General features: G+C 58.9%; 20 protein-coding genes, 1 tRNA gene and 1 pseudogene. 13 read left to right on the top strand and 9 right to left on the bottom strand.

Features of this window, described 5'->3' with window-relative positions; all coding sequences use genetic code 11:
- Nucleotides 1-103: 103 nt before the first annotated feature.
- The gene (locus AC07OG_RS09105) at nucleotides 104-1,144 is read right to left on the bottom strand and encodes an AraC family transcriptional regulator (protein ID WP_495066818.1); all 1,041 of its coding nucleotides are present in this window, start codon (nucleotides 1,142-1,144) and stop codon (nucleotides 104-106) included.
- 207 nt (nucleotides 1,145-1,351) lie between these two features.
- On the opposite strand from AC07OG_RS09105, the gene AC07OG_RS09100 reads away from it, so the two are divergent.
- Nucleotides 1,352-2,296, top strand: a complete 945-nt coding sequence (locus AC07OG_RS09100; protein WP_060540576.1) for a SphA family protein — start codon at nucleotides 1,352-1,354, stop codon at nucleotides 2,294-2,296.
- Between the two features lie 117 nt (nucleotides 2,297-2,413).
- On the opposite strand, the gene AC07OG_RS09095 is transcribed toward AC07OG_RS09100, so the two are convergent.
- The 3 genes from AC07OG_RS09095 to AC07OG_RS09085 all read right to left on the bottom strand — a co-directional run bounded on the left by AC07OG_RS09095 (nucleotide 2,414) and on the right by AC07OG_RS09085 (nucleotide 5,500).
- Entirely contained in the window at nucleotides 2,414-3,622 is a 1,209-nt protein-coding gene (locus tag AC07OG_RS09095) for a DSD1 family PLP-dependent enzyme (protein WP_495066914.1), read from the bottom strand.
- Nucleotides 3,623-3,696: 74 nt separating this feature from the next.
- A complete protein-coding gene (locus tag AC07OG_RS09090; protein WP_495066817.1) occupies nucleotides 3,697-5,091 on the bottom strand; it encodes a D-arabinono-1,4-lactone oxidase in 1,395 nt (464 codons plus the stop codon).
- Between the two features lie 19 nt (nucleotides 5,092-5,110).
- A complete protein-coding gene (locus tag AC07OG_RS09085; protein ID WP_256352456.1) occupies nucleotides 5,111-5,500 on the bottom strand; it encodes a c-type cytochrome in 390 nt (129 codons plus the stop codon).
- Nucleotides 5,501-5,769: 269 nt separating this feature from the next.
- Between AC07OG_RS09085 and AC07OG_RS09080 the strand changes: the two genes are divergently transcribed.
- Nucleotides 5,770-7,395, top strand: coding sequence for an NADP-dependent glyceraldehyde-3-phosphate dehydrogenase (locus AC07OG_RS09080; protein ID WP_060540572.1), 1,626 nt, complete (start codon nucleotides 5,770-5,772; stop codon nucleotides 7,393-7,395).
- 128 nt (nucleotides 7,396-7,523) lie between these two features.
- On the opposite strand, the gene AC07OG_RS09075 is transcribed toward AC07OG_RS09080, so the two are convergent.
- The gene (locus AC07OG_RS09075; protein WP_495066816.1) at nucleotides 7,524-8,417 is read right to left on the bottom strand and encodes a DMT family transporter; all 894 of its coding nucleotides are present in this window, start codon (nucleotides 8,415-8,417) and stop codon (nucleotides 7,524-7,526) included.
- Nucleotides 8,418-8,552: 135 nt separating this feature from the next.
- On the opposite strand from AC07OG_RS09075, the gene AC07OG_RS09070 reads away from it, so the two are divergent.
- Nucleotides 8,553-8,990 (top strand): Lrp/AsnC family transcriptional regulator, encoded by a 438-nt coding sequence (locus tag AC07OG_RS09070; RefSeq protein WP_060540570.1) that lies wholly within the window; start codon nucleotides 8,553-8,555, stop codon nucleotides 8,988-8,990.
- A gap of 57 nt (nucleotides 8,991-9,047) precedes the next feature.
- Nucleotides 9,048-9,374, top strand: a complete 327-nt coding sequence (locus AC07OG_RS09065; RefSeq protein WP_060540569.1) for a YceK/YidQ family lipoprotein — start codon at nucleotides 9,048-9,050, stop codon at nucleotides 9,372-9,374.
- A 58-nt stretch (nucleotides 9,375-9,432) separates the two neighbouring features.
- On the opposite strand, the gene AC07OG_RS09060 is transcribed toward AC07OG_RS09065, so the two are convergent.
- Nucleotides 9,433-10,104, bottom strand: a complete 672-nt coding sequence (locus tag AC07OG_RS09060; RefSeq protein WP_060540568.1) for a Bax inhibitor-1/YccA family protein — start codon at nucleotides 10,102-10,104, stop codon at nucleotides 9,433-9,435.
- Between the two features lie 122 nt (nucleotides 10,105-10,226).
- On the opposite strand from AC07OG_RS09060, the gene AC07OG_RS09055 reads away from it, so the two are divergent.
- Nucleotides 10,227-10,314: transfer RNA gene (locus tag AC07OG_RS09055), tRNA-Ser, on the top strand.
- Nucleotides 10,315-10,753: 439 nt separating this feature from the next.
- Nucleotides 10,754-10,963: a hypothetical protein gene (locus AC07OG_RS09050; protein ID WP_060540567.1), complete on the top strand. Its 210-nt coding sequence runs from the start codon at nucleotides 10,754-10,756 to the stop codon at nucleotides 10,961-10,963.
- 368 nt (nucleotides 10,964-11,331) lie between these two features.
- On the opposite strand, the gene AC07OG_RS09045 is transcribed toward AC07OG_RS09050, so the two are convergent.
- A complete protein-coding gene (locus tag AC07OG_RS09045) occupies nucleotides 11,332-12,252 on the bottom strand; it encodes a LysR family transcriptional regulator (RefSeq protein ID WP_495066815.1) in 921 nt (306 codons plus the stop codon).
- Between the two features lie 129 nt (nucleotides 12,253-12,381).
- Between AC07OG_RS09045 and AC07OG_RS09040 the strand changes: the two genes are divergently transcribed.
- The 7 genes from AC07OG_RS09040 to AC07OG_RS09010 all read left to right on the top strand — a co-directional run bounded on the left by AC07OG_RS09040 (nucleotide 12,382) and on the right by AC07OG_RS09010 (nucleotide 18,880).
- A complete protein-coding gene (locus tag AC07OG_RS09040) occupies nucleotides 12,382-13,029 on the top strand; it encodes an FMN-dependent NADH-azoreductase (RefSeq protein ID WP_495066814.1) in 648 nt (215 codons plus the stop codon).
- Between the two features lie 43 nt (nucleotides 13,030-13,072).
- Nucleotides 13,073-13,969 carry a pirin family protein gene (locus AC07OG_RS09035; protein ID WP_495066813.1) on the top strand — a complete coding sequence of 299 codons (897 nt, stop codon included), beginning with the start codon at nucleotides 13,073-13,075 and terminating at the stop codon, nucleotides 13,967-13,969.
- A 141-nt stretch (nucleotides 13,970-14,110) separates the two neighbouring features.
- Entirely contained in the window at nucleotides 14,111-14,872 is a 762-nt protein-coding gene (locus AC07OG_RS09030) for an SDR family NAD(P)-dependent oxidoreductase (RefSeq protein WP_495066812.1), read from the top strand.
- Between the two features lie 435 nt (nucleotides 14,873-15,307).
- Nucleotides 15,308-16,216, top strand: a complete 909-nt coding sequence (locus AC07OG_RS09025) for a LysR substrate-binding domain-containing protein (protein ID WP_218423236.1) — start codon at nucleotides 15,308-15,310, stop codon at nucleotides 16,214-16,216.
- A gap of 247 nt (nucleotides 16,217-16,463) precedes the next feature.
- Nucleotides 16,464-17,210 carry an SDR family NAD(P)-dependent oxidoreductase gene (locus AC07OG_RS09020; RefSeq protein WP_495066811.1) on the top strand — a complete coding sequence of 249 codons (747 nt, stop codon included), beginning with the start codon at nucleotides 16,464-16,466 and terminating at the stop codon, nucleotides 17,208-17,210.
- Nucleotides 17,211-17,220: 10 nt separating this feature from the next.
- Complete coding sequence (locus AC07OG_RS09015) at nucleotides 17,221-17,514, top strand: putative quinol monooxygenase (RefSeq protein WP_095057962.1); 294 nt, start codon at nucleotides 17,221-17,223, stop codon at nucleotides 17,512-17,514.
- Nucleotides 17,515-17,623: 109 nt separating this feature from the next.
- Nucleotides 17,624-18,880 carry a serine hydrolase domain-containing protein gene (locus AC07OG_RS09010; protein ID WP_495066810.1) on the top strand — a complete coding sequence of 419 codons (1,257 nt, stop codon included), beginning with the start codon at nucleotides 17,624-17,626 and terminating at the stop codon, nucleotides 18,878-18,880.
- 529 nt (nucleotides 18,881-19,409) lie between these two features.
- Here AC07OG_RS09010 and AC07OG_RS09005 read toward each other — a convergent pair.
- Both AC07OG_RS09005 and AC07OG_RS09000 read right to left on the bottom strand, forming a co-directional pair.
- On the bottom strand, nucleotides 19,410-19,724 hold the full coding sequence (locus AC07OG_RS09005) for a hypothetical protein (RefSeq protein ID WP_495066809.1): 315 nt from the start codon (nucleotides 19,722-19,724) through the stop codon (nucleotides 19,410-19,412).
- Nucleotides 19,725-19,863: 139 nt separating this feature from the next.
- Nucleotides 19,864-20,149 (bottom strand): annotated as a pseudogene (locus AC07OG_RS09000) (N-alpha-acetyl diaminobutyric acid deacetylase DoeB); the annotation flags it as partial.
- Nucleotides 20,150-20,241 lie beyond the last annotated feature (92 nt).

Here is a 20,241-nt window from a genome sequence, read left to right as displayed (position 1 = left end):
TCATACCGGGTAGGCGGGTTTTGGGGCTGCTTCGCAACCCAGCGGGGGCAAGCCCCCTCGCCACAGAAGCCCGCTAGCCACAGCCCTGCGCAGTACAAAAAGATTAAACCACGCTGGGGCTTTCATGGCGGAACGCGCTAGGGCTCATGCCGGTCCAGCGCTTGAAGGCGCGGCGAAAACTGCGCACGTCGCTGTAGCCGACCTCCTCGGTGATGCGTTCAATGGACATGTCCGGGTTGGCCAGCAGGCTCATGGTACGACTCTGGCGCACCTGTTCCAGCAGCGTTTCAAAAGTCAGTGCGTGCTCAGTCAGGCGGCGGCGCAAGGTGCGGCTGCTCATGTTCAGGTCGCCGGCGATTTTCTCGATATGACTGCCCTCGGTCAGGTCCCGGGCAATCGCCCGCTCCACCGCCTGGATCAAGTCGATCTTCTGGTGCACCTGCGTGGCTTCCAACTCCAGCAGTTGCACCGCCTGACGCAACGCCAGGGAATGGTGATTGGGCAAGTGCACATCCAGCCAGTGCGCCGAGATCACCATGCGGTTCTGCAGGCAGCCGAAACGCACGTCCGGGCCCAGCAGTCGCGCATACTCGCTGAGATAATCCGGCGCGGCGTGCTTGAATTGCACCGCCACCGGCTTGAAATCGGTCCCGACCAGCGCCCGGCCATACACCAGCAGGCTGGCGAAAAACTCCTCGACCGCAAACAGCTGCACATCGGCGAATGGCAAGCGGCACTCGACGTCGACAAACACCCGATCACCCGCCTCCTCCACACTCGACACGACAATGCCGCCAGAGGTGTGTTGATGGCGAATGCCCAGTTCAAAGGCATCGCGAAGGGTCTTGCACAGTGACAAGACATGCCCCAGCAGCCCCAGGGTGCCGAGCACATTCTGCGCGCCGACCCACAAGCCCAGCCCCTGATTGGGCAAGACTTTGAGCGCTCGCTGAATCATGGTCACGGCCTGGCGGTAGGAGATGCGTTGCGCCGGGTCCTGGAGGTCTTCCAGGGTAAAGCCCAGCCCTCGGCACAGGGTGTCGGGGTTGACGCCTTTTTGCTCGGCGACTTCGGCCAGGGTTTGCAGGAGAAACGGCGACACCAGCGCCAGTTCAAAGGTGGGATCGATCACTTTCATTTGCATGGGGCATACATTCCGGGGCGAGCTGCATTCTTATTTTTGTAACCGGTTATGTCGAAGGAAGTTAGCACAGGGATTACAGGCTGTCCGCAGAAGTCCCCCTAAATGGCCGCCAATACCCTGCCTTGCAGGGCGCAGACAGCTTATTTCTATGTTGCGGCCCTCGTATGGACGCTGGAAAGCCCGCTAACAATAAGAATGAGTATGCCCATGATCCCGATCCGCACGACAATTCCCCTTCTGGTCATCAGCCTGGCCTGCGTCTGCGCCATTGAACCGGTACTGGCCACTGAGGCTGGCGTGGACAACATCGGCCCCGGCACCGACGGTTTTTTCATGTTGCCGCTGTCGCCCGACAGCCTTCCGGACAACATGCTGGCGTTCAACGTCTACTACAACCACTACAAGGCCAGGGAGCTGAATATCAGTTCGCTGGGCGGCAAGGTGCCGAACGTCGAGATCGAATCCACGGCGGTCATTCCGCGCCTGGATTACCTCACCCCGCTGCGGGTATTCGGGGGGCGACTGGGGGCTTACATCGCCCAGCCCTGGCTCAAGCAGGAAGTCTCGGTATTCGGCTTGCAGGACACCCGCGAAGGCATGGGCGACACCACATTCGCGCCGATCATTCTGTGGGACATGGGCCCGAACCTGACCCTCGGTGCCGCCGTGGAAGTCACCGTACCGACCGGCGAATACAGCATCGATCGCCTGGCCAACACCAGCAACAATTTCTACACCTACAAACCGCTGTTCTCCTTCACCTGGCTGCCGACGGATAAAACCGAGGTGTCGCTGAAGACGACGTACAGTTTCAACGAGAAAAACAAAGACACCGATTACAAGTCGGGGCAGATTTTCCACTTCGACTATTCGGCCAGCTACAAGATCACCGACGACCTGATGCTCGGGCTGAACGGCTACTACCTCAAGCAAACCACCGACGACAAACAGTTCGGCCACACCGTGCAGTTCAATGGCGAAGACGTGGACGACGGCGTGCGCGGTCAGGTGTTTGCGATTGGCCCGGCGTTGCACTGGACCTTTCTCAAGTACGCCAGCGCGGAGATTCGCTGGGCCAAGGAGTTTGATGTAGAAAACCGGCCCAAGGGCGAGATGCTCTGGGCCAAGGTGAGCATTCCTTACGCGTTTTGACTGAACTGACGCCATCGCGAGCAAGGCCGCTCCCACATTTAACCGCACTCCCCCTGCCAGGACTCGGTCAAATGTGGGCTTGCTCGCGATGGCGTCAGAACAAGCGCCAAAATACCTTCAGGAATACACCGGCCAGCTATCCACAATCCGCCCACCCCGAACCGCCAGCAAATCGCCAAACTGCAACAGCACCGACTCAGTCTGGGTAGGCCGTAAAAACACCTGGTCCTCAATCCCAAGCCCTACCGCCGCCGAACCATTCACCATTTCCTGGTTCGAGCTGCGGCCATACACTCCGTTACTCTGCAACCCAGCCGGCGATTCAAACTCCGCCATCCAGTTACCGCCATAAATGAAAAACGTCTCGCGCTGATTGGTATCCCACCAGGAAAACAGCCTGGATTTATCATCCAGCGCCGGAATGTTCACCGCCCCGGTGCTTTTCAACACCGGCGTGGCGATGTACGCCGCCGGCACATGTTCCACCAGGGACGGCAAATCATAGTGCGTAGGCTTGAGCATTGCCGTGCCCACCGAGACTTCACTGCTGAGCTGTTCATGCTCGTGCATACGATAGCTCGGGCTACCGGCGGTGTTGAGGGTCAGCCCTTCGTGCCATAGTCCGGGGTATTGCTGACGGGTGAAGTCGACGCAGCGGTTGTAAATCACCATCACCCTGGCGAACAACTCTTCAGAGGAGCCGAGTATCCCCGGCACGCCCATGCCCACGAACGGGTCATACCCCATGAATCCGGCGAACTCCAGGTGCTGTGGGTGCTGGCTGATCAGCGCGAGCATCTGCCCGAGTACTGCCACATCGCTGACACCGCCGCGATGCAGCCCGACATCCAGCTCGATGTTGATGCGCAGTCGCGTACCCAACCCCTGCGCCAGCGCCAGGTATTGCTGCAAGCGTTGCGGCGTATCGAGCAGCCATTGCAGTTGCTTCGAAGGGTCAAAAGCCCCCTTGTGCGACTGATAGAACAACTCGGCCGAACGCACCGGCAGCGGCTTGCCCAACAGGATGTCAGACTCGGGATACAGCGCCGCATCATGGTTCAGAAACGGTTGATGAAACGACATCAGCCGCTGGGTGCCGGCGCGCTTGCCGATGTAGCTCAACAGCCCCGGCGCCGGCAGCGACTTCTCCACCAGGCGCAGATGCTTGCCACCACGCTTGACCGATTGCATCACCACATCAATGTTGTGATCCAGCCGGTCGAGATCGATCAGCATCACCGGCCGCATCGGCCCGTGGTCCTTGAGTTCGCGGTTGAGCGCGCGAAAATAATCACTGTAGGGCGCGCCTCTATCACCCGGCCGCAGCCACACCCCGACTCCCGCCAGCAACGCACCCACGCCCACTGTCCCGATCAGGAAATTGCGCCGATTGACCGCCATCAGCTCACCCCCAGAATCGATGACAAATGCCCATTGAGAAACTTGCCACTGGGGTCCAGCGCCTGCCGCACCTCGATGAATTCCTGCCAGCGCGGATACAGTGGCTGCAGATTTTTTGCATTGAGGGTATGCAACTTGCCCCAATGGGGCCGGCCGTTGTACTTCCAGAAAATCGGCTCGACCGCGGCGAAGAAATTGTGATGGTCCATCTGATAGTGCTGGTGGACCGAAATCGAGCAACTGTCACGGCCCTCGAACATGCTCAAGGGAATGTCATCGGCCTTGACGTAGCGGTACTCGATCGGAAACCAGGTGCGCAGGTCCTTGTCCTGAATCAGCTTGAGAATCTCGCGCAGGCACGCCGGGCCATATTCGGCCGGCACTGAATACTCCATTTCGTTGAAGCGTACCGTGCGCACGTTGGCGTAGATGTCGAATGAGTCACCGACCCGGTCGTCGAAACTGGCGAGGTGGCGCAGGTTATTGAGCATGGTGCGGCGCAGGTCCGGGAAGTCGCTGCCGTACTTGTCGATTTTTTCGATCAGGGTGACGAACTCGTTGCCGCCCTCCTCATCCGCCGGGATCGGCGGTGTCGCCGGGTCACTGGTTTCGTTGAGGGCAATCGACAAGGCGTAGTCGGAATGGGTCACCACGAGCATTTCCCAGTGCTGGTTTTCCCGGGTGTTCTTGTCCAGGTCCTCCAGCAACTCTTCGGTTTTGGCGATCCACTGCCGCTCTCTCAAGCGATAAGCCGGGCGGTTTTGCAGACGGATCTTCGTGGCCACCCCAAGCGCACCGAGGGACACCCGCGCCGCGTTGAACACCTCTGGATGTCGCGTGCTGTCGCAGTCCAGTACCTCGCCAGTGGCGGTAACCAGTTGCAGGCCGCAGACATGGGCCGAATAGGACTGGAAGTTTTTCCCGGTGCCGTGGGTCGAGGTGGAAATGGCCCCAGCGAGGGTCTGATAGTCGATGTCGGCCATGTTGTGCAGGGCCTGGCCGATGTCCTTGAGCGGTGTGCCCATGCGCGACATCGGCGTACCGGCGGCGAACTCGGCTTGCAGGGTTTTCGCGTCGTGATCGAGCAAGCCGGTGAAGTAACTCAGCGACAGCAATGTGCCGTCGGTGGGCACCAGCGCGCTGAAGGAATGCGCCGAGCCTACCGGGCGAATCTTGCCGGGGGCCTGGCGCACCACCTGGGTCAGTTCATCCAGGTTCTTTGGCGCCAGCCGCGCCGCCGGCAGGCAACTCTGGCCACCCGACCAGTTGCGCCAGGGAATCAGCCGCGGCGCGCGCAGCAGTTCGGCCACCGCCGGCGTGGAGCCGAGCGCGGTAAAGGCACCAATGACACTTGCCCGTTGCAATAACTGACGCCGTGTTAAGTCCATCGTCATGAATCGCTCCCTGCCGTTCTTATTGTTGGAGTGGCTGGCCGGACATAAAGGCAATCAGCGCCAGGAACTGCTCCTGCGAGCACTGCATGCACATGCCCATCGGCGGCATGCCGTTGTAGCCGTTGATCGCGTGATCGAGCAGCGTGTCGGCGCCCTGCAATAGCCGTGGCTGCCAGGCGTTCTTGTCGCCGGTCAGCGGCGCACCGGCTGCCGGGTTGGCGTGGCAGAGCTTGCAACTGTTGTCATAGACCTGCGCCAGTTCGGCGTCGGCGGGCCTGGCAGTGGCAGCTTCCGCAGGAGTGGTCGGGTTTTTCGGCTCCTGGCCACACCCCGCAAGCAGGAAGGCGCAGACGCAGCCCACCAGGGCCAAACAAAGGCTAGGCTTTTCAATGAATCGGCGTGCCCGCATAGCTGTCCTCTCATGTGGCGCCCGGCCAGCCGGGTACACCTGTTTTTGTTGTGATCAAGGAGAGGTCAACACTAAGGCACCAGCGCACGCCGGTTGAGGGCATTGGGGGCCAACAAGGGGGGCTTCTGAGGCCATGACCGAACGCACCGCAAAGTCCGCACGCTGTCACGTTGCCGAGCAAAACCCTGAGATGAATCATGACAAGCGAGGTCGAGGTCTGCTAAGACGTTTCATCAGCGCATTTTTTTAAATCCAGAGAGGCTAGCGACATGACCACAGCCAACATTCTCGACAACCTGTTCCCGAGCCACGACGGCATCCCGGAAAAGTACCGCCTCGACGGCCAGACCGAACAGCGCGAGTACCTGGTCGATGGCCAGTTGAAGATCTGGAACGGCCCCCTGGCACAGGTGCGCAGCCCGGTTTACCTGAGCGGCGCGGATGGCGATGAGCAAGTAATCCTGGGCAGCACGCCCTTGTTGGATGCCGAGACCGCATTGACCGCCCTGGACGCCGCCGTGCGAGCTTATGACAGAGGTCAGGGCTTGTGGCCGACCATGCGGGTGGCCGAACGCATTCAGCACGTCGAAACCTTTCTGGGTCGCATGCGCGAACAGCGCGAGGCGGTGGTGAAGTTGCTGATGTGGGAGATCGGCAAGAACCTCAAGGACTCGGAAAAAGAGTTCGACCGCACCTGCGATTACATCGTCGACACCATCAATGCCCTCAAGGAGCTCGACCGCCGTTCCAGCCGCTTCGAGCTGGAACAGGACACCCTCGGCCAGATCCGCCGCGTGCCGCTGGGCGTCGCCCTGTGCATGGGCCCCTATAACTACCCGCTCAACGAAACCTTCACCACGCTGATCCCGGCGCTGATCATGGGCAACACCGTGGTGTTCAAACCGGCCAAGCTCGGCGTGCTGCTGATTCGCCCGTTGCTTGAAGCGTTCCGCGACAGCTTCCCGACCGGGGTGATCAACGTGATCTATGGCAGCGGTCGCGAGACCGTCAGCGCGCTGATGGCCAGCGGCAAGATCGACATCTTCGCGTTTATTGGCACCAACAAAGCCGCCAGCGACCTGAAAAAACTGCACCCCAAGCCTCACCGCTTGCGTGCGGCCCTGGGCCTGGACGCAAAAAACCCCGGCATCATCCTGCCGGAGGTTGATCTGGACAACGCCGTGAGCGAAGCGGTGACCGGCTCGTTGTCGTTCAACGGCCAGCGCTGCACCGCGCTGAAAATTCTCTTCGTCCATGAAGACGTGGTCGAAGCCTTCATCGACAAATTCAACGCCAGACTCGCCAGCCTAAAACCCGGCATGCCGTGGGACAGCGGCGTGGCACTGACACCACTGCCGGAGTCGGGCAAGGTCGATTACCTGCATGCTCTGGTGGCGGACGCCGAAAGCAAGGGTGCCCGGGTGGTCAACCCCAACGGCGGCCAGGCCCGCGCCTCGTTCTTCTACCCGGCTGTGCTGTACCCGGTGACCCCGCAAATGCGCGTCTACCAGGAAGAACAATTCGGCCCGGTGATCCCGATCGTGCCTTATCGTCACCTGGATACGGTAATCGACTACGTCCTGGAATCGGACTTCGGCCAGCAGTTGAGTATTTTCGGTACCAACCCGGTAGCGGTCGGCCGGCTGGTCGACACCTTCGCCAATCAGGTCGGGCGCATCAACCTCAATGCGCAATGCCAGCGCGGCCCCGACACCTACCCGTTCAACGGCCGCAAGAACTCGGCGGAGGGCACATTGTCGGTGCATGATGCGTTGCGGGTGTTTTCGATTCGGACACTGGTCGCCACCAAGTTCCAGGAAACCAACAAAGACCTGATCAGCGAGATCATCAGCGGACGCAGTTCGAGTTTTCTGACGACTGACTACATCTTCTAAGGGCAGCGTACGTCAACCATCGGTACAGCGCCGGTCCCGTACCGGCGCTATCGCCCCGCCAGGCTGATGCTGGTATCGGCGAGGTACACAGCACCAGGCCAGGACCGCGCCATGCTGGAACATCTGACTTATTGCGCCACCAGCTTGCGCGGTTTGAAGCCCCAGCCCTGTTGCATGCCCGCAGCAGCCAGCAGAATCGCAGCCACGCCAATCCACTGCAGCGGTTCCAGGCGATGGCCAAAGGCAAACCAGTCGACAAAAATCGCCGCGATCGGGTAGATAAACGACAACGCGCCGGTCAGTGCCGTCGGCAGTTTTTGAATCGCGCCATACAGCAACACGTACATCACCCCGGTATGGAAGATGCCCAGCGTCACCAGACTGGCCCAGGCACTCGGCGCTTGCGGCAACGCTGAAAAGTGCGCGAACGGTGCGAGCATCAGCACCCCGGTGCAGACCTGGATCAACGCGATCAGGTGCGGCGGTGTACCGATCAGGCGCTTGATGATCAACGCGGCAATGGCATAAAGCAATGCAGCGCCCAATGCCAGGGCGATCCCCATCAGGTAATCATTACCGCTCTCGCCCTGCCCGCCATGGGCGCTGACAATCGCCAGCATCCCGAGAAACGAAATGCCCAGCCAGAACAGTTTCTGCAGGGTGATTTTTTCGTTGAGGAACAATGCGGCCAGGCCCACCAGCATGAACGGCTGGACGTTGTAGACCGCCGTGCCGATGGCAATCGAGGCGCGGGAATAGGAGGCAAACAACAGCACCCAGTTGCCGACAATCGCCACGCCACTGAGCACCGCCAGCAGGAAGGTGGTGCGGGTCAGGATGCCCGGGCGCAGAAAGCCGAAGGCTGCGCAGATCAGCAACAAGGTGCCGGCGCCGAACAGGCAACGCCAGAACACCACGTCCAGTACCGGTTGCCCGGACACCAGCACAAACCAGCCGATGGTCCCGGAGATGAGCATGGCGGCGGTCATCTCGAACGAGCCGCGACGTATTGTTTTGTCCATCATCAGACTCCTGTGTTTGAGCGCAAAGTATGCCAAGCCACTTGGGGGCTTCTCCAGCGCAAAAAGCAGGCTAAACTCGGCTTCTGCCTTTTTTATAAAGGCACTTTCAATTAACTGCCTTACAGGGGTTCTGCCATGACCGACGACATCGACCAGGTGCTGATCAAGGCGTTGATGGAAGACTCGCGCCGCTCGCTCAAGGCCCTGGCGAACATCAGCGGCCTGTCCTCGCCCAGCGTAGCCGAGCGCCTGCGCCGGCTCGAAGAACGGGGTGTGCTCAAGGGCTACACCGTTGAAATCGACCCGAAATGCTTCGGCTATCAACTCCAGGCCATCGTGCGGATTCGCCCGCTGCCGGGTCAGCTGCAGGAAGTGGAACGGCAGATCCAGGCCATCCCTGAATTCACCGAGTGCGACAAGGTCACCGGCGACGACTGCTTCATCGCGCGCTTGCACGTGCGCTCGATGGAACAACTGGACACCCTGCTCGATCGCCTCAACACCCACGCCGAAACCAATACCGCAATCGTCAAGAAGACCCCGGTCAAACGCCGGTTGCCGCCAATGGCATGAGTGCTGTTTGCAGCGAATCGGCGTAGATTACTTGTTTTTCGGCTAAGGACAGGCGTTATGAAAATTCAGCTACTGCTGTTGGCGACGCTATTGCTTGCAGGGTGCGGCACCGTTCAAACGGTCGTGCGCGGCGACGACGTGGCGGTCAAAAGCCTCAAGGAGCAAAAAAGCTACTGTGGCGCAGTTCCACGAATCTACAGCGGTGTGACCTACGATTTTTGCAGTTTGAATGCGCCGCTGGGAACAGGGCTGGATCCACAAAACCACACCTTTGCTCCTGCCATCGTGCTGATCGATGTGGTCATCTCCGGCGCGTTCGATACCTTGCTGCTGCCCTACACCATCTACCGTCAGCAGGCCGATGGCAGCATTGTCATTAACTGACCAGCATTTGAGGCAATAAAAAACCCGCCGGAGCGGGTTTTTTACTCAAGGCCTTCGATCAATCATCGCGGCCCATGATGCCGAACAGCTGCAACAGGCTGATGAACAGGTTGTAGATCGATACATACAGGCTGATGGTCGCCATGATGTAGTTGCGCTCGCCGCCATGGATGATGGCGCTGGTCTGGTACAGGATGCAGACCGAGGAAAACAGCACGAAACCTGCGCTGATCGCCAGTTGCAGGCCGCTGATCTGGAAGAAGAAGCTCGCCACCGTCGCACCCAGCAGCACGAAGAAGCCCGCGGTGATGAAACCACTGAGGAAGCTCATGTCCTTGCGGCTGATCAGCACATAAGCCGACAGGCCACCGAACACCAGTGCCGTCATCGCGAAAGCCGAGCTGACCACTTCAGCGCCGCCCTGCATTCCCAGGTAACGGTTGAGGATCGGGCCGAGCAGGAAACCCATGAAACCGGTCAGGGCAAAGGCAGACACCAGGCCCCAGGCCGAATCACGGAGTTTGTTGGTGAGGAAGAAAAGGCCGTAGAAGCCGATCAGCACCACGAAAATGTTCGGGTAGCCAACACGCATCTGCTGCGCCACGTAGGCCATTACGCCGCTGAATGCGAGCGTCAGGGCGAGCAAGCCGTATGTGTTGCGCAGGACGCGGCTAACCTCTAGCTGCTCAGCCTGCACGCTGTTATTAACTGCGTAATCCTGTTCGCGCATGGCGACACTCCTGTTGGTTTGAAACGTTCAGTCGCAAAGATCATAACAGACACCTTGAAACTAGCTATGCAGAGAGTTTGACAGTGTGTTTCATTCAGGTATTATGGCGCCCGCAACGCAACGGAGGTGTGGCCGAGTGGTTTAAGGCAACGGTCTTGAAAACCGTCGACTGTAACAGGTCCATGAGTTCGAATCCCATCGCCTCCGCCATATTTGTACCGACAAAGCCCTGATTATTCAGGGCTTTGTCGTTTCTGGGGTTTGTAGCCAAGTACCTTGATGCACGAGGTGTTCCATAACTATTATGGAAGTGTTCCAGAACTCAGGCTGATTTCACGTCCCTCCCCCGACGTTTTGCCGACTGACCATCACAGCGCAATCAGAGGCATGATTCACCGGTGACCTTGATCGTCAGCAGGCCTCAGCGCACTAGCACCCCATGCTTGAAAACGGGCACAAAGCCAGCATTTGCTGAGTTTTCTACTGGCGCTCGCTGCAAACGGTGCCTTACAGAGCCAAACCGAAATTAGCGAATCCCCGAAAAAGCTCCCACGCCTTTTCGGCCCCCCCTCGGCGTCCTGCCGACCGTACCATCCCCTCTTTTATGATTGACCACTGCTACGCTGAAATCTCCACGGAGGATTTCGCGATGCCAAATTCTGACCTGCTCCCTTCCCTCCTGTTCAAACTCAATGAAAACCAACTCGCCCTCGAAGCCGCCATCATGGAGCTTTCTAACTGGGTCGAGCAGCAAGGATCGGCGGACGTCGCCGACAATGTGCGTGGCGCCCTGGAAGCCATCGACAAGAACGAAGAGTTCATCAAGATGACGCTAGCGGTGATAATGGCGCCGGAGTGACTGCAATCGGCCGATTCTGTTGAAAAAGTCGGTCATCCAAAACTGCTTGGTCATTGACCGGTGAAAACGCCTTTTGTACACGCTGCTACGTGAAATCCGCGTTTGGAGACCGTTGCTGAAAGTAAAGATTTCAATCTCGGATGCATACTTTTCAGTTGCGCAAACCATGGCCGACTTTTCCAACAGAATCGGCCACTAGCGGACCTGCAGATACGCTGTGACAAATGTCCGCCAAGGCCGATCTGCTGACTTATGCAATATGGATTGACAGGTCCTCGGCAAAGCGGACGGCTGACGAGTCGCTGCAACCAGACTGCTTGCGACCAAAAGCGGAAGGCTGGGCACACCGAATGTGGCAAGCAGGAAATTCACGTGAGCACCGCACGCATCTCGGCGCCGCCGAGGTTCTCCGCAAGGAAGTCGATCAGCTTGCGCACCGCCGGCACTTGCGCCCGGCGCGCCGGAAACATCGCATGGCAGATACCCCCCGGCGGCCCCCAGCCGGGCAGTAACTCGACCAGTTCGCCACTGCGGATGTGGGGCAAGCACATGTAGTCCGGCAGCACCGATGCGCCGATACCGCCCAGTACCGCGAACGCCAGGGTGGCCAGATCGCCCGCCACATAGCGCGGCGAATGGTGATGCACGTAGCTCGCGCCGCCGGGCCCCTGGAGGTGCCAGCTCTGGCGGCCGTCGCTGCTCGCGGACATCGCCACGCTATCAAGGCGGGCCAGCTCCTCGGGCTTTTCGATCGGCCCGTGCAAGCGCACCAGCTCACTGCTGGCAACCAGTACCGAGCGGATGATGCCGAAGTTCTTGACCGCAAGGGTTGCGCTGTTTTCGATCACGGGCCGCACGCGCAGCGCGATGTCCACGCCTTCCTCGATGGGGTCGACCGGACGGTTGACCACCATCATCTCCACACGCACCGCCGGATAACGGCTCATGAACACCGGTAACAAACGCCCCACTCTGCTGTGCGCCAGCGTCACCGGGCAACTGATGCGGATCGTGCCACGGGGCTCGATCTGGGCCTGGGCGACAGCCTCGCCGGCGGCCTGGGCCGCGTCGCGCATCGCGGCGCAATGCCGCAAGTACACCTCGCCGGCCGGGGTGAGCGAGAGACTGCGGGTACTGCGCTGCAACAGCTGTACGCCCAGTTGTGTCTCCAGCTCCGCTACCCGGCGGGACAGGCGCGACTTGGGAATGCCCAGTGCGCGCCCGGCTGCCGCGAAACCGCCGCGCTCGGCTACTTCCGCGAAATAGAACATGTCATTGAGATCCAGCATCTTTTATTGTCCTATTTTTGGAACGAATTAAGTCATTTTTGCCTACTTATCAATGAATCACCACAAATTTAAACTACAAATCATGCCGCTGCGATTACCGGCCCATTTACTTGAAGGAAGCGAAAGATCATGAAACTGCTGCACATTGATTCCAGTGTCTTGGGCGCCTATTCCGTTTCCCGCCTGTTGTCCGCCGAAGTCGTCGCGGAATGGCGCACGGCCACCCCCCAAACCACCGTCGAATACCTCGACCTGGCCGTGGACACCCCCAACCACTTCACTGCCGACGCGATTGGCATCAAGACTGGCCTGCAAGCCGAGCCAACCGAAGCCCAGCGATTCGAAAACGCGGTGTCGGAGCGCCTGGTGAGCCAGTTCCTCGCTTCGGACGTGATCGTCATCGGCGCCCCCTTCTACAACTTCAGCATTCCGACACAACTGAAAGCCTGGATCGACCGTCTGGCACAAACCGGTCGCACCTTCAAGTACACCGAGAAGGGCCCCGTGGGCCTGGCAGGCGGCAAGACCGTGATCGTGATCTCCAGCCGGGGTGGCATGTACTCGACCAGCGAAGGCGGTCAGGCGATGGAACATCAGGAGAGCTACCTGAAGGTAATCTTCGGTTTCTTTGGCATCACCGACGTGCGCTTCGTGCGTGCGGAAGGCCTCAGCAGGGGCGACACCGCCAAGGCTGCCGCACTGGAATCAGCCCGCTCGGACATCGCGGTGGCCGTGGGTCAGGCTGCTAACCAGGACCGGGCGAAGATCGCTGCCTGAGCGCGCCCCGCTCCCCGATCAATAGCTCACAGGAGCGATAAATATGAATTCCACTCCGGCACCCAACTCCAGCAGCCTGCGTTTTTCCCATCCGGTCACGCGTGCACCGCATGCAGTTGGTGCGCACTGCGATATCCGCCAGTTTCGCCATACCGACTTCGGCAGTGCGATGAGTCCACTGGTGTTGGTTGACCATTACGTGATGACCGGTCCCACGTTCGAACTGCACCCGCATGCCGGCATGTCGGCAGTAACGGTGCTGTTCGAAGACACCCAGGGGTGGATGAGCAGCCACGACACTGTGCACAACGACCATCGAATCGATCCTGGCGATCTGCACTGGACGCTGGCCGGCAAGGGTATCGTGCATACACAGCAGCCGGAGGGGGATCACCCCCGGTTACACGGACTGCAGTTGTTCGTCAATCTGCCGCGCCACCTGAAGCAGATCGAACCGGCGACGATGTTGGTGCGTGCCCGCGACGTGCCCGTGATCGAAAGCCCTGGTTTACGCCTGCGCGTGCTGGCCGGCACATTGGGTGGAAAGACCTCCCCACTGAATCCCCCTGAACCGATCTTGATCGTGGATGGCTGGCTGGATGTCGGCGTCCGTACCGCGTTGCCGATCCCATCCGGCTGGAATCTGTGGCTCTACACCATCTCCGGGAATCTGACCGCCCATGACTTTGATGTGCCAGAAAGCACTATCGGAGCCAGGCTGTCGTCCAGCGAAGCCGTTGCCATCTCGGTTGATAAAGCGGGAGCTGTGGAACTGCGCGCTGTAGATGGCGCGGTGAAGTTTGTTGCGATTGCCGGTGCGGCCATCAACGAACCGATTGTGCAGATGGGGCCATTTGTGATGAACAGCAGTGAAGAAGCCGAACAGGCCGTGGCGGATTTCAAAGCTGGGAGGTTTGGCGCCGTGAAGCCTTTTACGTGATTCACAGTCAAGCATGCAATGCGCTGACGGCCTAACAATTCATTCAAGCCGATACCGCTTTGCGGCGCGGCTTAATTCAAGCGCTGGGCGCCTTTCTAAATCGCTCATCAAAATAGACATACACGTTGAAGGGGAATGCACATGAGCACAGGTTCTCTCATTGGGAAGAATGCCTTGGTAACTGGCGCCGGCTCGGGCATTGGGCGACAGGTGGCAATTGCGTTGGCAGCACATGGGGCTCGAGTGGTACTGGTCGGTCGCCGTGCTGTCGAGCTTCGGCTGACCGGCACCGAGATTGACAATCGGGGTGGCAGTCACCTGGTCGTGGAAGCCGACATCACGAACGAGGACGATGTCAAAGCCTTGCTTGTCAAGGCACTTGCAGGTTGCGACCGGCTGGACATTGCCGTCAACGCCGCCGGTGTCTTTCGGGGAGGCGCGATGGACGAAATGGAGCTGGACAGCTTTAGCGAACTTCTGATGACCAACACGATTGGTACATGGCTGTGTCTCAAGCACGAAATGCTTGCCATGAAGAAGCAGGGACACGGTGTTATTGTCAACATCGCCTCGAACATCGGCGATCATTTGACCCGCCCTGGTACAGGTGCCTATGCAGCTTCTAAAGCGGCAGTGTCCGTTCTTACGCGGACCGCCGCACTGGAAGCGATCGGCAATGGAATCCGTATCAATAGCGTCAGCCCGGGCCCCGTCGATACGTCGATGTCTTACCGGCCTGGCGAGGACAAAGCCGCACGCGATGCGCGAGTCGCATCGACTAATCCGTCCGGTCGGGTAGCCAAGCTCGATGAGATTTCCTCTGCCGTTTTGTGGTTGTGTTCTGATGGAGCGGGCTACGTAGTCGGTCAGGATCTGGTGGTGGACGGTGGTGCTTCTATTTGACCATCGCAGCATATTGGCGCCTAAACTTGGTGAGTCCGGGCCATGAAGCGCCTACTTGAACAGGCGCCTGCCCCCTACTTCCAGCGGGCCGCCTACCGCGGTCCGCTTAAGTGAAATGTTGAAGTCCATCCCATGTAGCAGGCGACTGGCCGCTTCTTGAACGTGAGCAGACGCTATCGACCATTTTCGTGACGGCCCGCTTTGGCCGAGTACTTGTCGGTGGGCCGAGGTCCTGAGCGACTGGTTCACTCTCATACCTGCCGTTGAACCTCGGACTGCTTGACCGGCAGTTCACGGTCGTTTTCTGCCTCTCGCGATGGGTAGAAAACGGCCATAAGCGTCATTCGCAAAGGGCTGCTCTGGGTCGCCACAGTCAGAAAACGGCCATCAGCCGCCACTCAAACGTGTCTACGAAACCCGGGGCAGTTCATACCGATGCTTGATCTCAACGACCTGTACTACTTTAAGCTCCTTGCAGAACGTGGCAGCTTCACTGCTGCGGCGCAAACTCTTTCCATACCGACCGGCACACTAAGCCGCAGGCTGAAAGCCCTGGAAAACCATCTCGGCCTGCGTCTGATTGACCGCACCACTCGCCGGTTCGCTCTCACCGAGGCCGGCGAACAGCTCTATCTCTACGCCCGGAAGATTGTCGAACAGGCCGAGTCGGCCGAAGTTCATCTGCGCGGCGTGTTGGGCGAACCCGCAGGGCGTGTCCGGATGACCTGCCCGCAAGGGGTCCTGCGCTCTCTGCTTGTGCCACTGCTGCCGGAATTCCTTGCCCGCTATCCCCAAGTCAGCGTCGACATCATCGCAAGCAGCCGTTACACCGATCTAATTGCAGACGGCTTTGATCTTGGCCTGCGTTCGCATGAACAGGACCTGGTCGAGTCGTCGATGGTCGCGCGCCAACTGGCCACCTTGCAGATGGTGCTGGTAGCCAGCCCCAACTACTTTGGCGAGCGTCGGACTGCCAATCCTACAGATGTAGATGGCGTCGACGGTCTTCACCTGGCGACGCATAGCAGCTTAAGCGTCTGGACGTTGCGGGGGCCGGGCGAAGAACAGGCCACGGTACGGTTAAAAAACCGTCTCGGCTCAGACGATGTTTCGCTGCTCAAGGCAGCAGCTATTGCAGGCCAGGGCGTTGCCGTCGTGCCACTGCATACCTGCCGGACGGAACTGGCCGATGGAACGCTGGTGCGGGTCCTTCCCCAATGGGAGGTTTCTCGACGAACATTGAGCTTGATCCTGCCCTCCGCCAGGGGGCTGATGCCAGCGGTTCGGGCCTTTGCCGATTTTCTGATCGAGCGTTTGCCCCGCGCGGTTGAAGGACCACCATAGTCGTAATGTCAAATCGGGGGAGATTTCTTCCCTAGGGAAAAAATCTTTCTCGTTTCCCCGTCTTATTCCCATTACATGTTCAAACGTACCCTACGGGCTCTTTCATTCTGGATGCCGGCGGATCATAGAGTCATCGCCGTTGAAGTCCGGTGAATTCCAGATGCGCTAGCCATTCCGCTGGCCCCTTGTTCTTGGTTGTATCCAGCGCATAGATGAGCCAGAAGCAACCTATCTTCAGGAGCAAATGATGAAGCTTGTAAACAGAATTGCGGTTGTCACCGGAGGCTCACGTGGCATCGGCGCTGCCATCGCCCGCAAGCTCGCAGCTGAGGGCGCAATCGTTGCGGTTGTCTATCAGTCCGGAGTCGATCAGGCACAGTCGGTGGTTCGGGCGATCGGGGAGGCGGGGGGGGTAGCTGAGGCTTTTGCGGCGGATGTGGCGGACGCATCCGGTGTGCGCAGTGTTATCGCCTCGATCGTCGCACGTTTCGGCCGCATCGATATTCTGGTGAACAACGCCGGCATTTTCGAGGGGCGCACTTTTGCGGACATCGACGCGGACCATGTGAGCCGGCTCTTTGCCGTCAACATGAGCAGCGTATTGCACATGATGCAGGCAGCGGTTCCGCATTTTCCGCCTACCGGCGGGCGCGTGGTGAACGTCTCGACTAACCTGATCTATTCACCCCGCCCAGGTACAGCCATCTATGCCGCCAGTAAGGCTGCAGTGTCCGTATTGACGAATGGTTTTGCAAAGGAACTCGGCGCACGGGGGATCACGGTGAATGCGGTGGCGCCCTCGATGACAAGCACGGACATGACTGCGGCGACGCCCGACGCGCGCCGGCAAGCTGTGATCGCGGCGACACCGGCAGGGCGTATCGGTGAGCCCGAGGACATCGCGGACGTGGTCGTATTCCTTGCTTCGGACGAATCGCGCTGGATCACGGGGCGCACGCTCCTGACCGATGGCGGCTTGACTGACTCACTTTGAGTTGAACAGTATGTATGTTCTCACGGTAGAGCTAAAGATCCGGTCTGAGCGTCTCGCGGACTTTCTGCACGAGCTGTCGAATTTGCGCACGCTGATCGAACGTGAGCCTGACTGCCTGGGGTTTGACGTGCTGCAGAGCGAGGATTGTCCCCATCATGTGTTACTCGTTGAAACATGGAGTAGTCGAGCATATTTTGAAAATGTCCAGATGAAACGTCCCTATTACGCCCTCTATTTTGCGCGAGTTCACCCAATGTGGAACGCGGAGCGTCAACTGCATCACTGGTCCGCGGTCGCCCCTTGAAGACGTGATCCCGTGGGTGCGCAGGCCGCCGGGGAGGCGTTTTTTAGCATGTTACTTGCGAATCTTATTTGTTCAACCCACAAAAACCATAATAAGAAGGAAGTCTTTCATGCTGCACTCAGATCATTCATCAATCGCTGAGAGACGCCGTGTTCAGGTGGTGACGTGCGCTTCGGCACTGGTGCTGTCGTTGATTGCCTGTTCAAGCAACGCGGATTCAACGAAGCCCTACCTCCATGCACAGGAGCCAATTGGCGACGTCGAGACTATGTACAACGGCAAGCTCAGCGAAGACATGGCCGTTAACACCTTCCGCAACATTGATCGCTTGTTCCCTGTGCGCACCATCAAGGCCGCTGGTCATCCCTTTCCATTACCGCGCAGCGGCCAGCCGCTCGGGCCAGTTGCCTTTGACTTCAAAGGCAAGCAATACAACCTCGATGACTACGTCACGCTTAACCATGTAACGGGCCTGCTGGTGCTCAAGGACGGTAAAATCGTTACTGAGCGCTATGAAAAGGGCAATACAGCGGACACCCGGTGGATGTCGATGTCGGTGGCCAAGTCCATCACCTCGACGCTGGTGGGCGCCGCGTTGCAGGACGGTTCGATCAAAAGCCTGGATGACAAAGTAACCAACTACCTGCCTTCACTGGCTGGCAGTGGTTATGAACAGGCGACGGTACGTCAGGTGCTGGCCATGCGCTCTGGGGTCAAGTGGAGTGAGAAATACGCCGATCCGACCTCAGACCGGCGGATGATGCTCAAGCTGCAAATCGCGCAAGTACCCGGCTCGGCCCTCAAGTACATGGCCACACGGCCAAGCATCGCGACCCCAGGTACGCTGACCAACTACAGCACCGGGGAAACACAAGTACTGGGGCAATTGGTCAGCGCCGCCACGGGCAAGCCATTGGCGAATTACTTGAGTGAAAAAATCTGGGCACCGTATGGCATGCAAAGCGACGCCAACTGGTGGCTCGACGGCCCCAATGGCAATGAGGTGGGCGGCAGCGGTATCAGTGCGACGCTTGAAGATTACGGGCGCTTCGGACAGTTCGTACTCAGCGGCGGCAAGGCCGGCGACAAGCAGGTACTGCCCAAAGACTGGATGAGTTTCGTCAGTACAACCACTGGCGCGGATGCGGCATATGGCGACTTTGCTTCCATGTGGTGGCCTGCCTGGACAGAGGCTTCGAAGGCAGATAAAGCGTTTACCGCTGCCGGCATTTTTGGTCAGTACGTCTACATCAATCCAACCCACAATGTGGTGATTGTGGTTTGGCAAGCACAGACCAAATCCACCGGAGGCGAGGTCATCGACGACATGGTCGCCTTTGACGCCATCACCAAAGCCGCTCAATAAGCGCAATGCTGTTCGCTTAAGGATCCGGTAAGCGAAGTGAAACCCTTGTGTGTAAAGGAGCGGAAACCGCTACAGGCCTTAGCCCGATTGAGTCCAAATATCGGTCTTGAAAACCGTCGACTGTAACAGGTCCATGAGTTCGAATCCCATCGCCTCCGCCATATTTGTACCGACAAAGCCCTGATTATTCAGGGCTTTGTCGTTTCTGGCTTTTGACAATTCGCTGAGGCCTTCGAAGATCGGTCCCGCATCTTTTCGACCATTTCCGCAACTACATCCCTTCTCCGCGTTCTGCCACCCCCCCCCGCTCCCTTGCTGTGACAGTTGTACCTAAGAAGCCAAAACGACCTGGTCATACCCGATGCAAAAGGCTGTCAGGTCGAGTGAAAACAGGTGGGCAAGCCCGTGCAATTGCCCGCCAAACCCAGACGCTAGTGTGGGGGAAGTTGGGACGAACGGGCGAGATCAATGGGTTTCGAGCGTTCTGGACAGTCGAAGCCACTGACAAATGCGGGGCGCCGGCCTGCGACTAACCGCCCGGAGTATCGATATCAGCGTCTTGAACCGGCTTATGCTCAGGTTCGGATTTGAAGTCAGGGCTGTAGGCGTTTTCTTTGGCGGCGGGATCCGGCTTGTGATTATTGGGCGCCGTATCGGTTTGTGGCTCAGTGACAACTGGCGAATCCCGGTCATTCCCCGCCCCGGATTCACCGCGATCAGGGCTATCTTCGCGCGTCTTTGACGCAGCTTCAGGCCGTGCAGGATCGTGACCTGCTTCGTTATCCGTCGTGCGTGTTACGGCCTGCTGAGAGATGTTCCCAGGCGCATTCTCATCAATGTCCATGCTGACTCTCCATTCAGAGGCGCGGGATATCCGTGCATGAAGTTCAGACTTCGCAAAGACATCGCAAGTGCAGTGCAATGGACGAACGGTGGAAACCGTACACGCGACGTTCATTGGCTGCTCACACAGTGGTGCTCGGTCAGGGCAATACATCGGCAATGACTGCAATGATATCGCCGCGCTGCACCAGCCCCGGAACGTGGCGCGCCGCCAGCCGGCCGCTGCGGGCTGTGCGATATTCCGCCGGCGCGACGCCGCTCTGGGTAACGTCGTGAACACGGGCGACCACTTCTCCCATGCTCACGTAGTCGCCCAGATCACAGCACATTTCCAGCAGGCCGTCGTGTTCACTGTCGATGAAGCAATTGGCATTTGGCATGTTTGTCATAATTTGACTCCGTGGCCTGGATCTCACCTTCGAGAATCCAACAGCGTCTCGACGCAGGTCTCGGCGATCAGAATGCGTTGGGCGGCATGCCCCCCCCTTCCTCAATCGCCTTGATCGCCCGTTGACGCT

This window comes from Pseudomonas sp. GW821-FHT09H03 (assembly GCF_059415945.1).
This window is presented reverse-complemented; position numbering and strand designations above follow the sequence as displayed.